We start from the raw sequence: 14,117 nt of genomic DNA on the forward strand, positions 1-14,117 counted from the left end.
TGACATAGGGGTGTCATAAGCGCCCATTACCTTTGTACAGGTAGTAAATTATTTATCTAAAAAAATTATTGTATGAATCTACATGTACATTTGGTTTTTGGTGGAAACTGCGAAGAAGCGTTTAACACCTACAAAGCGTTAATGAATGGCGAGATAGTATTCCTGTTCCGCAAGGGAGAAGATAAAACGATACAGGCAACCGATGAGGAGAAACATAAGATCTCTCATATCGTAATGAATACACCGCATTTCAGCTTACAGGGAGAAGATGCCGACACCGGAGTTCCGACATCTACAGGAAGCAGTAAACTGGTTTTGGAACTCAGGGATATGAAAGAGTTACAACATGTTTTCGATGTCCTGTCTGAAAAAGGGACTATAGTGTCTCCATTAGAAAGGACGTTCTTTTCAGAAGCCATAGGAGAAGTCATCGACCGATTCGGCATCCGCTGGTTGATCATGATGACCGACGAAAATTGGGAAGGATAACCTCCGTTCTTCCGATAATTGACAGGTTTTGCACCGATTCCTGTCAATTATCATTGTGCATTTTCATGATATGGGGGTACACCCCGGAAAATTTCCCTATATTTGCGACTTATCGATCACCCTTTATGAACCGCATAGACCGCTTATCCGCTATTCTTGTGCAATTGCAGTCGCGTTCCCTGGTAAAAGCGCGACAGATTGCCGACCGCTTCGATATCAGCTTGCGGACGGTTTACCGGGATATCCAGGCTTTGGAAGAAGCCGGTATTCCCATTATTGGAAATCCGGGGATCGGTTACTCTTTGGTAGACGGATACAGATTACCCCCGCTTATGTTCAGCCAGGCAGAGGCATTGGCATTCCTCACGGCTGAGAAACTGATCGATGAACTGACCGACGCCGGTAGTAGTGAACATTACAGGGCAGGAATGGATAAAATACGTGCCGTTATGCGTTTCGCTGATAAAAATAGCCTGGAGGACATGGAAAACAACATGGGAGTGTTGAGGACACATAAGCCGGAAATGGCACATTCCTTAAATATGATCCAACTCCTAATGGAAAGTATCCACAAAAAGAGAGTAGTACACATATCCTATTTTTCAGACTATAAGAAAGAGGTTTCGGAACGGACTATAGAGTCTGTCGGTATATTCTTCTCAAAAACAAATTGGTACTTGATCGCTTATTGCCAGATAAAAAAGCAGTACCGCATATTTAAAGTGAAGAGGATACAAGCCCTTGAAGTATCGGATATAACATTCACCACACAGCATCCTCCCTTAAAGGAGTTCCTGCATAAAGTGCAAAAAACGGAGGGATTAGAAGAGGTAGTTATCAGTATAATAACTGATAAAGCACCCATGCTGAATGATGACAAATACTATTATGGATTGCTTACCGAAAGAGAAATAGGGGATAAAACAGAACTCCGTTTTCTCACTTTTTCCCTCGATAAATTTGCACGGTGGTACCTCTCTTTTGCAGATATTGCTACAATAGTCAGCCCCGACAAATTAAAAAGAAAAGTCAGACAAATATTGCAACACGTTTCAACAGAATAACCACAACATACAAAGTAGTTTTAGATTAATACATATCAAATATGATCCAAAACGCAGCAATAAACCAGCAACTACAGACATTGGCTGAGACCGATTATAAAGTTTTCAATGAGAAGTTGATCCCGACCAACTATGAAATACGGGGCATCCGCATGCCGGCATTAAAGAAACTGGCAAAAGAACTTTCCAAAGAGCCGGAAATTGAAAGTTATTTGAAAAATGCGGAATTCACCACCTACGAACATGTGCTACTCTATGGATTAGTACTGGGCAATTTACCCAAACTCCCAATGGAAACAGTATTCGGCTATCTCGACCCGTTGATCCTGCGATTTGACAATTGGGCACATGTCGACACGATTACCTCCGCTTTCAAGATTTTCAAAAAATACCCGGAAGAGGTATTTGATCATTTCCTGCGGCTAAAAAACGACGAAGGTGAATTTACCAAGCGTTATTTTGTGATCCTGCTGATGTGCTATTACATGGACGGGGAATATATAGACAGCACATTGCGGCACCTGTCGGAAGTACCGCAGGGGCAATACTATGTGGATATGGCCATTGCATGGGGCCTCAGCGTGGGGCTTGTCAAATTCTACGATATGACTTTACTCTACCTCGAACAAAAAATCTATTCAAAATTCGTGCATAACAAAGCCATACAGAAGGCTTGTGAAAGTTACCGGATAACACCTGATATCAAGGAGGTGTTGAAAGGAATGAAGATCAAGTAAAACTCAGATATTTTCGGGAATACTGAAATCTTTATCGGCAAAAAGTGCTGCCAGGCCTGAAATCTGTTTAAGCCGGAGCAGTTCGTCTTTGTCCATCCCTATGTTTTTCATGATCCAGGTATCGCTCATCCCCGCTTTTTTAAGTTCAGACACAATATTGGTCATCAATTCAATGCTATGGGTGCCACGGGCACGGTTGTGCCTGATGGTCGATGCCATACGGTTGGAGAGATCTTTGTCGATCACCGTCACCGGTAAACAGCCCTTTTCCCGTTCATAGATGCGTTTCGAAGTCTTCATTATCAGGTAGCGGTGAAACCCGTCTACCAGCTCATACTTATCCTCCTCAGGAAAATAGTAACATACGCAGGGCATGGTATAACCATCCTCCCATATCGACAATTCAAGGAGCTCCATCTCCGGAGGAGCCACAACATTGGGATTATATGCATTGGCCTCTATCTTCTCTACCGGCACAGCTTTTACAGCATATACCGGGCTCATATATTTCTGTTCGTCTTTCATCAGCTATAAATTCCTTGGTAAAAATCCATCACTTTATTACGGAGATCCAGCTCCTTCTTCGTCATGGCAAATCCCATATATTTGCAAAGATGATCGTTCCTGAGGATGCAGATACACATCCGCTTAAACGTGGGGAGATACTTGAATCCGGGCACATCGAGATCATTCTGGTATTCCATCCTGACCGGACGTTTCTCAGTCTTATAATTTGTATAATCCAATACCTCTATATTAATCCCTATATTCTGCAATTGCTCTATTGTTTTTTCCGGAAGACATCCACCCCGTTTCCTCCAGAAGTTGATGCTCACCGAGAGTTTGTTGAGATAATTCTGCCGTATCTCTTCCGGCAGGGTAGCCAAAAGAAAGTGCATGTAACTTTCCCAGGTATGTCCTTCCGGAAGATTGATCTTTTTCTGTGCCACGGCGGTTGTATGCCCATAAAGGGACGTGAAGTTGATACCGTTCACGCGGCATATCATTTTTCCCCACATATCGGGGTCGATGGCCCGGTAAAGATGCAGACTCTCCTGTGCCGCCAGAAGGAAAGGGCTGGCAACACGTTGTTTGTCCAACGGCACCCCGGCCTGATAATACAAGTCATATAACCGGTTGTAATCCCACCCGAAGCGACCGTTGGCCGTCCATACATCCGTTGTCAGCCAGTCATGGATCACATAGGCATTGTAAATATCTTTTGAGAGCTGTTTTGTCCATTTCAGGTACGGTATATATGATGTTTCCGCTTGCCATAGATCGTTCGCCAACGATGCGAACTCTCCTGGGTGCGGATCCCGACCATGCAGCAGGTCTTCCCGGCATTCTTCTGCAGATGATACCATTGGGCAAAAAGGATATAAAATTCGGAGTCCCACATACCGGGATGATAGAACGGAAAATCTTCTTTCTGATAGCTGCCCGGCGGCATATCCCTCACCCAGAAATCCTTACAATCCTCATCCCAGGGACGCCAGTAAGTCTGGTGCATGGAGGTGCAGGTAGTCACCTTGAAGGGTACACATACACGGTACACTTCCAGAATATCGGCATTTTCTTTCAGCACCCTATCGACATATGCGATAGTCTCGTTATACTGTATTTCATAATCCATAAAAAATACACCGATCTTCCTGTCAAGATTGTTCTCCCTTATATATTGTATACAAAGGTTCAACATCACACCGCTGTCCTTGCCTCCTGAAAAAGAGACGTAGATATTATCGAATTCATTGAATAATATCTTTATACGCAGCATGGCCAGTTCATATACGTTTTTCCTCATCACTGAATATCCTCATTTTCACATACCTTTTCCAACAGAGCACTACCGAAAATCCACTTTTCTCAAATTCAGGGACATGCCGTACCTGTGTAACTGACTCAATCTCAAAGTCAGATGAAACGACCTTGATAATCTCTTTCAACAATGCAGAAAAAACGGTCCTGTCATCTTCCGCCACATAATAATTATTGATCGTAGCCTTGCCTCCTTCCAGTTTAACCGGTATAAAACCAAGAGTGGTACCGTTGTTATCTGTAGCCACAAACCACTCATAATCGGGAGAGGTCTTATAGGGGTAATTCAAATTATAACGGATCACCTCCTCGTCCATCACAAGGTGTGCCACCAGCGAATAAAGCTGCTTATCGTTCCCTTTTAACCGAATAATATCCATATCTGATTCTTCAAGTATCATTCCATCTGTTCCACTTTCGCAGCCTCCCACCCGAGGATAGCAGCCTTTCGGGTCAGCCCCCAATGATATCCTCCCAATCCGCCGGACGAACGGATCACGCGATGGCACGGTATAAGAAAAGAAACAGGGTTATCCCCCACTGCTGAACCGACTGCCCGTGATGCCTTGGGATTATCAATCCGTGCGGCAATATCGCCGTAGGTCGTCAACTGCCCCATGGGTATTTTCAATAGCGTTTCCCATACTTTCAACTGGAAATCGGTACCTTTCAAATGGCATTTTATTTGCCCCGGCTCACTCCAATCCCGGGAGAAAAAAGACAATGCCTTTTGCTGTACCTCATCTCTCTTTTGCTGATAGGAAGCCCTGGAAAACATCGACCGGAGGGCTTCGAAAGCCTCCTTTTCTTCATCGGCAAAAGCCATATAACAAAGCCCTTTGGATGTAGACGCTACAATTATCTTACCAAACGGGGTGTCGGCAAAACTGTAGTTGATCGAGAGTTTCTCTCCTCCATTTTTATATTCTCCGGGAGTCATCCCTTCTATATTGACAAACAGGTCATGCAACCGCCCGGTACCGGACAATCCAGCTTCATAGGCCGTATCGAAGAGTGAAGCCCTTCCCTCTTTCAACCTCTTCTTGGCATATTCTATGGTGGTGTATTGCAGGAATTTCTTCGGGCTCACACCGGCCCAGTTCGTAAACAAACGCTGAAAATGCGCCGGGCTCAAACCCACCTTTTCGGCTATATCTTCCAGTCCGGGTTGCCTTTTAAAATCCTGCCGGATATAAGTGATTGCCTCTGCCACACGGGCAAAATCCAGTCTTTCCTGAGTATTCATTCGTCTGTTGATTGTTTTTTATTACAAAAATAGGAATAAGGCGGTACTAAAGAAACCCGATTCATGCTTTTAAAACATATTTTGCAATGCCGCCCTGTCCCTGATAAATATATCGCGCCGGTCCACTTCAATAATGCCTTCCGCTGCCATCTCCATCATTACCTTTACCAGCGCGGGACGGGAAACACTGAAAAGACGGGCGATCTCTTCTTTGGGGGCATTTAACCGGAATGACTGTTCGCCGGCCGACTCTTTCAACAGGTAATAGGCCAGTTTTGCACGAATGGTACGTAGGGAAACAAGTCTTAACTTCTCGGAAAGGGACGACACCTTATTGGAGATATAGGAAAGAAAAGCCAGCATAAATGATTCATACTTCCTCATCAGGAAATAGACATTCTCTTTGGGAATAACCACTGCCACACAAGGCTCCTTGCATATAGCAGAAACGGGCGACCGGTTGTTGGTGGCAAACAGGAAACCGGGAGCCAACGGATTGGGGGCACTGATATGCGCCACCTTCATGAAATCACCTTTTTCATCCGCCATCTCCGTCACGACCTCCCCTCTGATCAGGATATAAAGCGACTCATAAAGAGCTCCCTGGGTGACGATTATATCGTCTTTCTGATAATTTTTTATTGAAAAGCGTACGTCCCTCATAAAGTCCTCACGCTGATCGCCCGGAACAGAACTGCATAAGGGACACTGAAAAATCATTCCGGTATGTTGGTTATCAAAATGTTGTCTTTCCATATTTTGTAAATTGAACGTTTTCGTTAAGCAATATGAGCAGAAGACAAATTTACTTGGAATATGCCATTGCGAGAAAATGTCTAACTTTAGTGAACTATTTCGTTAAGCGAATACAGAGACAAAACTTGTTTTGGCTTTGCTGAATGTAGAAATAATCTAATGAAATTAGACCCCGAATATAGTTTTTTTTCTTCAATTGTCATAATTATTACACTTTTTTCGTTTTTTTCTTTATTACTTTGTTTTTGAATATCTTTAATAAGTGGGACCATGGGCAAATTTCAAAATATCTGGAATGAAATACGGCCGCGGGGAGGATGGAGATACCCGGCTTTCATTATCAGTGGTGCCTTTGTAGGGCTCTTTATCTATACTTTCTTCGCATCACGGGCTTATAGTTATCTATCCAACGATCCTGCCACGTGCGTGAATTGCCATATCATGGGACCTTATTACGCCACTTGGGTGCATAGTTCCCACGGACGAAATGCTACCTGCAACGATTGCCATGTGCCGCAGGACAATAAAATAAAAGGATACTATTTCAAGGCTGTAGACGGATTACGTCATTCGGCTATATTCACTATACGGGGTGAACACCAGGCCATACAAGCCATTGAAGCGAGTTCCCAGGTGATTATGGATAATTGTATCCGTTGCCATACACAGCTCAATACCGAGTTTATAAAAACAGGGCGAATGGGGTTCAAAGATACGAAGGAGATGGGAGGAAGCGCTTGCTGGGATTGTCACAGGGATGTTCCGCATACCCGCAGCCGTTCGCTTTCATCTACGCCCAACGCACGGATACCAATGCCCAAAAGCAATGTGCCGGATTGGCTGCAGAAAATGATTGACTGAACCCGATAACTTGTCCCGATTTATCGGGAAATCGGCACAACTTGTCCCGACTTTCAGAAAGTAGTGCCAATCGAAGTGCGGTGGAAATCCCGGCTTGACGGGATGTAGATAATAAAGATGTAAAAATGTAAATAATTAATTGGTAACTGATTATTGGTAATTTCATATATTTATGAAGAACAAAAACGATAACAAAATGAAACCCTGGGTAGGGTGGCTACTATTTTTCTTTACCCTGGGAGTGGTATTCCTACTGGGAATGCTGGCGGCTTCCATCACCCAGCGACGGGCCGAGATTGCAAGTGTGATGAATAACAAGAAAGTGGAAATCAAAGGTATTGAATCGAGAAACGAACTATTCGCGGTGAATTACCCCCGTGAATATGAAACATGGGAACAAACCGCCGATACCACTTTCCAAAGCGAGTTTAACGGAAGCAGCGCAGTGGATGTACTGGCTCAACGTCCCGAAATGGTGATCCTCTGGGCAGGTTATGCTTTCGCCAAAGATTACAGTACACCACGTGGGCATAAGCATGCTGTTGAAGATGTACGCAATACGCTTCGGACAGGGGCGCCCATGACATCCGAGGAAGGCCCGCAACCGGCCACCTGCTGGACCTGTAAAAGTCCCGATGTACCCCGGTTGATGGATTCGGTGGGAATTGCGGAATTCTACAAGCAACCCTGGGCACACTGGGGGCACGAAGTGGTCAATCCGATCGGTTGCGCCGATTGCCATGATGCCGAGACAATGGATCTGAAAATCAGCCGCCCGGGTTTAATCGAAGGATTTCACAATATGGGAATGGATATCAGGGAAGCCTCCCACCAGGATATGCGTTCGCTGGCCTGCGCGCAATGCCACGTGGAATACTATTTTACACCTGAAGGGAAATACCTCACCTTCCCATGGCATAACGGCCTCACGATGGAGGGGGCGGAACAGTATTACGACAGTATCGGGTTTGCCGATTACACGCACGCGTTGAGCAAAGCACCTATCATCAAGGCTCAACATCCCGACTACGAAATATTTAAAACGGGAATACACGCCCAACGGGGTGTTTCGTGTGCCGATTGCCATATGCCTTATATTTCCGAAGGAGGTATAAAATATAGCGATCACCATATCATCAGTCCCCTTGCCAACATCAGCAACACCTGCCAGGTATGCCACCGGGAATCGGAAGAGGATCTCAGGAATGCCGTCTATGAACGGCAACGCAGTGCGAACCAAATCCGTAATCTGGTAGAGGAGGAACTCTCGAAAGCACACCTCGAAGCCCAATTTGCCTGGGAAAAGGGAGCCTCTGAAAAGCAAATGCACAATGCCCTCCAATTGATCCGACAGGCACAATGGCGGTGGGATTACGCAGTGGCTTCCCACGGGGGATCGTTCCACTCTCCTGTGGAATTCCAGCGCATCCTTTCCATGGGACTCGACCGTGCCCACAAGGCCCGCTTCGAGATCTCCAAAGTATTGGCTGATCTCGGCTTTACCGGAAATGTACCCCTGCCCGATATCTCCACGAAAGAGAAGGCACAAGCTTATATCGGACTCGATATGAATAAGGAAAGGGCCAACAAGCAGAAATTCCAGGAGACCATCGTTCCACAATGGCTTGAAACGGCAAGAGCCAATAATCGGCTCGTCAGTCTGAATTGATGAAGAAAATTTGGGAACACCCATGGGGGTATGCGGAAGGTTTTATCGTCGCGGCGGGCGTTTTGTTGGCGGGGATACTCCTGCAGCTTGCCGCCGGGAATATCGAGACGGCCCTGTTTGCTTCACCCGTCAACACGATCATCGGAGCCCTGTTCATCGCAGTACTTTTCGTCATCCATTTCCTCGCAGGAAAAAAACGGGTGGTCAGATGGCTGTCCAGCGTATATGCCACCATTCCGGCATTGGCAACCCTCCTCCTGCTCGCCATGATCCTGGGGCTAATTCCCCAGTTTGCTGCCGGCACCCCCGCGGAACAGCTGCCATCCCACCCCTTCACCTCCCTCGGCTGGTACCGGATGACCACTTCATGGCCGTTCGTCCTGCTTTGTTTTTACAACCTCACTATCCTGGGACTGACCATACTGAAGAGGAGCACCAGGAAGCAGACCTGGCGTGATATCGGCTTTTACCTGAACCACCTGGGCCTGTTCATCGCCCTTTTAGGAGGAATATTAGGCAGCGCCGATATGGAACGGCTCACCATGACCATACAGAAAGGACAGGTAGAATGGCGCGGAAGCCTGCAAACGGGGGAAATAAAGGAATTACCGCTGGCCATCCAATTGGATACCTTTATGATAGAGGAATATGAACCCAAACTGGTTATCATCGAAAATGAAACCGGGAAGATGTTGTCCGCCACGCGACCCGAAAGCTATATGTTTGAAGGAGTAGGAAAAACCACCCAATTAGCGGGAGTGGCCCTCACAATTACTGATTATCTTCCACATGCTGCCATCTTCAGGGACTCCACTTTCATGAACGTCGTGCCCATGATGATGGAAGGAGCCACCACCGCCCTCAAAGTGAAAGCAAGCAAACCGGGACTCGCACAACCTGTGGAAGGATGGGTCAGTAACGGGAGTTACCTCTTCCCCCCTATCTTTCTGCAGATTGATGACGAAACCAGTGTCGCCATGCCAATGCAGGAGATAAAGAAATACAGTTCGCATGTAACCACCTTTACCGAAAACGGAAAAACAAAAGAGGCGGTGATCGAAGTCAATAAACCGATTCAGGTGGAAGACTGGATGATCTACCAATACAGCTACGACGACACGAAAGGCAAATATTCCGACACCTCCGTCTTTGAACTGGTACGTGACCCCTGGTTAAAGGTGGTCTACACAGGCATTTTCATGTTATTGGCCGGAGCGCTCTTCCTGTTTATCGCCGGACCTAAAAAGAAAGCATCATGACCTGGGATTCGTTTATATATTTCGCCATCATCTCCGTGCTCCTTTGGGGAAGCGGTGCTGCACTTGCTTATGTAAGCAAACACAAGCGATGGCCGGCATTGCTGACCGTTGCCGGTTTGATCGTTTTTTCCATCTTTATCGCCGGATTATGGATATCATTAGAACGCCCGCCTCTGCGCACCATGGGCGAAACAAGGCTCTGGTACTCCTTCTTTCTCCCGGTGGCAGGTCTGCTTACCTACCTGCGGTGGAATTACAAATGGATACTCTCTTTTACCACCATACTCTCCACTGTTTTTATCATTGTCAATATCGTAAAACCCGATATCCATAACAAGGCACTGATGCCGGCACTGCAAAGTCCCTGGTTCGCTCCCCATGTGATCATTTATATGTTCTCCTATGCCATCCTGGGTGCTGCCACACTGGTCGCCATCTATTATTTGGTCAGGGAAAAGAAGATCAACAACAAAGCCAAACTGATGGAGATGACCGACAGCTTGGTCTACGCCGGCATTGCCTGTATCACGCTGGGCATGCTGATGGGGGCAATCTGGGCGAAAGTCGCCTGGGGACATTACTGGAGCTGGGACCCGAAAGAGACCTGGGCCGCCGCCACCTGGATAGGCTACCTGCTTTATATCCACTACCGGTTAAAGAAAAGTTCATCGGACAAAACCTCGATGATCCTCCTGATCATCGCATTCATCCTGTTACAGATCTGCTGGTACGGCGTCAACTACCTCCCATCCGCACAACAAAGCATCCACACCTATTCTTCGTAGGATAAGCCCCGCTCACCAGGTTCCTCATATTCCATTGTTTGTTGATAAGATAGTCCAACCAGACATCTTTACGGCTTACATGGAGGTACAGGTTATCGGGTTGTCCATACCGGTCCGAGTCCGCCACTCTCTCTATTGATTTCGCCCTTTCAATGGGATCGAGCAACCCATAAATCCGCTTCAACTCCTCGTCCAATGCCGCAAACGCGTTGACCTCGTCATAGAATAGGTTCTTGGCTTTTTTAGCATCATTGAAAGGATTATTATAATTCTCGGGATCGAGTTTATAATCCTTTACTAAATGATGGTAGGATTGGGCAGGAAACAACAGTGAGAGCTAAAGCGTGTCTATCTTATTAAGGTGCTCAGCCGTAAGCATTCGGTGCCCTCCGTATAGAATACTTACTATTCAACTTGGATTTCTAAATGGTTTAATGTCAATTAAACCAGAGGCTGCCTCCCTGAAGGGAGGCAGCCTCTTTTCAGTATTTATAATCTATTGCATCGCGATCCTGCGAATACGGTGGTTATTATTATCGGCAATGTACAATGCCCCATCAGGACCGAATTTACAACCAAATGGCTTGTTAAACTTGGCGATAGATGCTTCACCATTCACGAATCCGGCACTCTTTCCTGTACCGGCATACGTGGTCACAGTCCCGTCCGGTGTCACCTTACGGATGCAATGATTATCAGCATCAGCCACATAGATATTATCTTCGTCATCAATATCTATTTGTTGCGGATTATTGAAGCGTGCCTGGTCACCCTTGGCGTCTACATAGCCTGTTTGATTTACGGCATTACCAGGTACAGTAACAGCCGGTCCCGCCAATGTCCTCAAATTAGAAAAAGTATCGCTATCTTTATCGTAATCGGCAACCAGAATACTATGCCCTCTCCAAGCTATTGATATATATAACTTCTCTCCATCCTTACTGAATATCATATCTGTCAGCGTTCCATTCGCACTCAAAATATCCATCTTGAGATCCAATGAACCATTCTCATATTTCATGATAGCGGCAGAATTGTATCTCCCTATAAAAATATCTCCGGTAACCGGATGAACAGCGGCAGTAAGCGTGGTTTCTGAAGCATTATCAATAAGCGCCGTCATACTGGAAAAATTGTCCATGATGGAAAGCATGCCCAACCCCATTGTTCCGTTAGCATCCTTATCATTGGTGACATACAACGTGTTGTAGTCATTGGAGAACACAATCGTACGCATCTTTTCCGCCTCGGTTGAGCCCAAGCCAGTAAACAGCGTTTCGAGTTCATCATTCACCAATCTTCGCACTGCGGAGTAATTGGTGGGCGTACTGGGTGATCCGCCTTCTTCAAGAATAAACAAGCCACCGGCATTGTCCCAGTTCACACGATAGGGACCTTTCAACCGGGCTGTTTCCCGTGGGCCATCGACATCTTCTTTCGTCCCATCACCCAGGTAGGTGGAAACCAATGTTTGAAATCCATATTCAAATTCATGAGGAAACGTAAACTCTTTGGTTTCATTGTCATTATCCACATATATCTTCACTGCTCCCGAACCCGTATCTTTTTGTATGATTGCCGTTACAATACGACCATTTGAACTTGTAACTTCCGCTTCTTTATTGTTTATCGTCACGCGTATTTTGGATAGATCAGTAGGGAGATTACTACCATAGAATGATATTTCAGTCTCAAATCCCCCTTTCAAAGGCGAAAAAATTTTTACTTCGGGAATCCCTCCTCCGGCAGGTATCATCACTTCCTTGGACGGGTTATCATCACAGGAAATTATTCCGATACCCACTATGGCCATGAATAAAATTAGACACCTATTAATCAGGATATTATATATAATTTTCATCTTTTCAAATTTAATTATTTAAACATACATGTCGCGTATACAGGAAAATGATCTGATTCGGTATACGCTTTATAGTAAGAATTATATTGTTTCGATACAAAATCGCCATTAGAATACAATATAAAGTCTATGGCTCCATCAGGCTGAGGTACCGTCATCGTGGGAGGACAGTAATCATAGAGGCAGCCAATGGTGAATTGGTCTTGCAGCATCCTTACCGGCTCGCTCACTTCATCCCCGTTAAAGTCACCACACAGGATGACAGGCCCATCAAGTGCCTCCGTATACCCAAGTATCTGCTCTACATGGTATATCCGATTAATAGCCTGGGAATGGTCTATATGCGTAGTGGCAAAATAAAATTCCTTATCTTCCTTGCTCGTTTTCACGATGCCAATGGAACGGATATACGCTTCAATCTTGTAATCGAGTTTATGGCTCTCGGAGTGGGTAAACGGTGTTTTTGACAAGATCAGGTTTCCATAAGGAACGCCATTATTCTGTAATGCCTCCGCAAAAAATGAATAGGGCATGCCCGTAATTTCCTTCAATCTCTCTTCCACGTTTACCCCGTTTATGATATAGGACACTTCCTGTAACCCCACAATATCGGGATCAATATCCTTGATAACCTTTCCAATGGCATCGATTCCTTTCATATCCCCGGATTTTATATTGTAGGTCATACTTTTCACCTTAACGCCACTATCATCGGGAGGAGCTACTGTATTATCATCATCGGAGTTGCAAGCAGAAAAACATACAACAGTGAGCATGAATATGCTATAAAATATATTCTTAATCTTCATAATCTTAAGCGCTTAAATATTTAATTTATCGTAAGTTCAATCACCTTGCTATAATTCGTATTGGACATGGAAGCCACTTCAGTGGTAGCAGAGACCCGGACATATATCTTGTTTTTGTTCGACACAATCTTGTAATGGTTTTCCACGAACTCTCTGTCATTCAGCAATTCAAATAGATGAGAGCCCGATGCGGCACTTCCCTTCGTGGCAATGTTGGCATGATTGGCATTATTTATGTCTACACCCGGAGCATAATTCCACATTACCTGCACATTTTTCAAAACAAACGAAGGATCTAAAGTCTCCACTTCATAATTGACCGTAATCTCATTATCAGCAGATATAGAAGCATTCGCCGAGATTCGGGAAAAAGGTAACGCGAGAATGTCGAATTCGGTTTGTCCTTTTATCTCCACATATTCTTCTGCTATGCCCACTACAGGACAACTTCCAAAGGAGATACGATAATAACCATTGAAAACTTTTGTATTCCGGTATGTACCATCCTGGTTGGCCCTGAATGTAATCGGAGCCGTTGCCCCTGTTTCTATTTCGGTAAGAGAAACCATCACACCACTTCCCCCCTCTACGGGGAATGGGATTGCCTCTCCTGTCTGTTCATCGATCACAGTACCAAATATCCCCCCATTGGGCATATCATAATTGTCGATATCATTTTCACAAGATGCCATAAAAAACACAAAGGCAACTAATAAACATATATAATATATCTTTTTCATATTGTCCTATTTAAGATTTT

15 protein-coding genes and 1 pseudogene are annotated in these 14,117 nt (G+C 45.2%); 7 read left to right on the plus strand and 9 right to left on the minus strand.

The genetic code is table 11. The annotated features are described in order from the left end of the window. The first annotated feature begins 72 nt into the window (after positions 1–72). From ABV001_RS15855 to ABV001_RS15865, 3 genes are all read left to right on the plus strand, one after another. A complete protein-coding gene (locus tag ABV001_RS15855) occupies positions 73–489 on the plus strand; it encodes a VOC family protein (protein WP_352423717.1) in 417 nt (138 codons plus the stop codon). A gap of 125 nt (positions 490–614) precedes the next feature. Then, the gene (locus ABV001_RS15860) at positions 615–1,553 is read left to right on the plus strand and encodes a helix-turn-helix transcriptional regulator (RefSeq protein ID WP_352423718.1); all 939 of its coding nucleotides are present in this window, start codon (positions 615–617) and stop codon (positions 1,551–1,553) included. Positions 1,554–1,594: 41 nt separating this feature from the next. Continuing rightward, positions 1,595–2,290, plus strand: coding sequence for a DNA alkylation repair protein (locus tag ABV001_RS15865; RefSeq protein ID WP_352423719.1), 696 nt, complete (start codon positions 1,595–1,597; stop codon positions 2,288–2,290). Between the two features lie 3 nt (positions 2,291–2,293). Here the strand turns inward: ABV001_RS15865 and ABV001_RS15870 are convergent, their stop codons facing one another. The 5 genes and pseudogenes from ABV001_RS15870 to ABV001_RS15890 all read right to left on the minus strand — a co-directional run bounded on the left by ABV001_RS15870 (position 2,294) and on the right by ABV001_RS15890 (position 6,113). After that, positions 2,294–2,815 (minus strand): IbrB-like domain-containing protein, encoded by a 522-nt coding sequence (locus ABV001_RS15870; RefSeq protein WP_323424096.1) that lies wholly within the window; start codon positions 2,813–2,815, stop codon positions 2,294–2,296. Then, positions 2,815–4,097: pseudogene (locus ABV001_RS15875) on the minus strand (DUF3440 domain-containing protein). The gene ABV001_RS15870 and the pseudogene ABV001_RS15875 overlap by 1 nt, the downstream one beginning before the upstream one ends. Then, entirely contained in the window at positions 4,078–4,491 is a 414-nt protein-coding gene (locus ABV001_RS15880; protein WP_352423720.1) for a hypothetical protein, read from the minus strand. Before ABV001_RS15880 ends, ABV001_RS15875 begins: the two are co-directional and overlap by 20 nt. A 17-nt stretch (positions 4,492–4,508) precedes the next feature. After that, a complete protein-coding gene (locus tag ABV001_RS15885) occupies positions 4,509–5,357 on the minus strand; it encodes a bifunctional helix-turn-helix domain-containing protein/methylated-DNA--[protein]-cysteine S-methyltransferase (RefSeq protein WP_352423721.1) in 849 nt (282 codons plus the stop codon). 69 nt (positions 5,358–5,426) lie between these two features. Next, a complete protein-coding gene (locus tag ABV001_RS15890) occupies positions 5,427–6,113 on the minus strand; it encodes a Crp/Fnr family transcriptional regulator (protein ID WP_352423722.1) in 687 nt (228 codons plus the stop codon). A 270-nt stretch (positions 6,114–6,383) separates the two neighbouring features. Here ABV001_RS15890 and nrfH point away from each other — a divergent pair, with 270 nt between their 5' ends. From nrfH to ccsA, 4 genes are all read left to right on the plus strand, one after another. Next, entirely contained in the window at positions 6,384–6,974 is a 591-nt protein-coding gene (nrfH, locus tag ABV001_RS15895; protein ID WP_294081293.1) for a cytochrome c nitrite reductase small subunit, read from the plus strand. Between the two features lie 172 nt (positions 6,975–7,146). Beyond that, on the plus strand, positions 7,147–8,643 hold the full coding sequence (nrfA, locus tag ABV001_RS15900; RefSeq protein WP_294081292.1) for an ammonia-forming cytochrome c nitrite reductase: 1,497 nt from the start codon (positions 7,147–7,149) through the stop codon (positions 8,641–8,643). Further along, a complete protein-coding gene (locus tag ABV001_RS15905) occupies positions 8,643–9,902 on the plus strand; it encodes a cytochrome c biogenesis ResB family protein (protein WP_352423723.1) in 1,260 nt (419 codons plus the stop codon). The genes nrfA and ABV001_RS15905 overlap by 1 nt, the downstream gene beginning before the upstream one ends. Continuing rightward, positions 9,899–10,687 carry a cytochrome c biogenesis protein CcsA gene (gene ccsA, locus ABV001_RS15910; RefSeq protein ID WP_294081289.1) on the plus strand — a complete coding sequence of 263 codons (789 nt, stop codon included), beginning with the start codon at positions 9,899–9,901 and terminating at the stop codon, positions 10,685–10,687. The genes ABV001_RS15905 and ccsA overlap by 4 nt, the downstream gene beginning before the upstream one ends. Here ccsA and ABV001_RS15915 read toward each other — a convergent pair. The 4 genes from ABV001_RS15915 to ABV001_RS15930 form a co-directional block, all read right to left on the minus strand. Further along, positions 10,638–11,015 (minus strand): hypothetical protein, encoded by a 378-nt coding sequence (locus ABV001_RS15915; RefSeq protein WP_294081288.1) that lies wholly within the window; start codon positions 11,013–11,015, stop codon positions 10,638–10,640. The two genes, ccsA and ABV001_RS15915, sit on opposite strands and share 50 nt — an antisense overlap. Positions 11,016–11,183: 168 nt before the next feature. Then, a complete protein-coding gene (locus ABV001_RS15920; RefSeq protein ID WP_352423724.1) occupies positions 11,184–12,548 on the minus strand; it encodes an IPT/TIG domain-containing protein in 1,365 nt (454 codons plus the stop codon). A 14-nt stretch (positions 12,549–12,562) separates the two neighbouring features. Further along, entirely contained in the window at positions 12,563–13,357 is a 795-nt protein-coding gene (locus ABV001_RS15925; RefSeq protein ID WP_352423725.1) for an endonuclease/exonuclease/phosphatase family protein, read from the minus strand. Between the two features lie 20 nt (positions 13,358–13,377). Beyond that, positions 13,378–14,097: a DUF3823 domain-containing protein gene (locus ABV001_RS15930; RefSeq protein WP_294081285.1), complete on the minus strand. Its 720-nt coding sequence runs from the start codon at positions 14,095–14,097 to the stop codon at positions 13,378–13,380. Positions 14,098–14,117: the final 20 nt, after the last annotated feature.

The sequence above is a fragment of the Proteiniphilum sp. genome (genome assembly GCF_040307845.1).
Classification (GTDB): domain Bacteria; phylum Bacteroidota; class Bacteroidia; order Bacteroidales; family Dysgonomonadaceae; genus Proteiniphilum.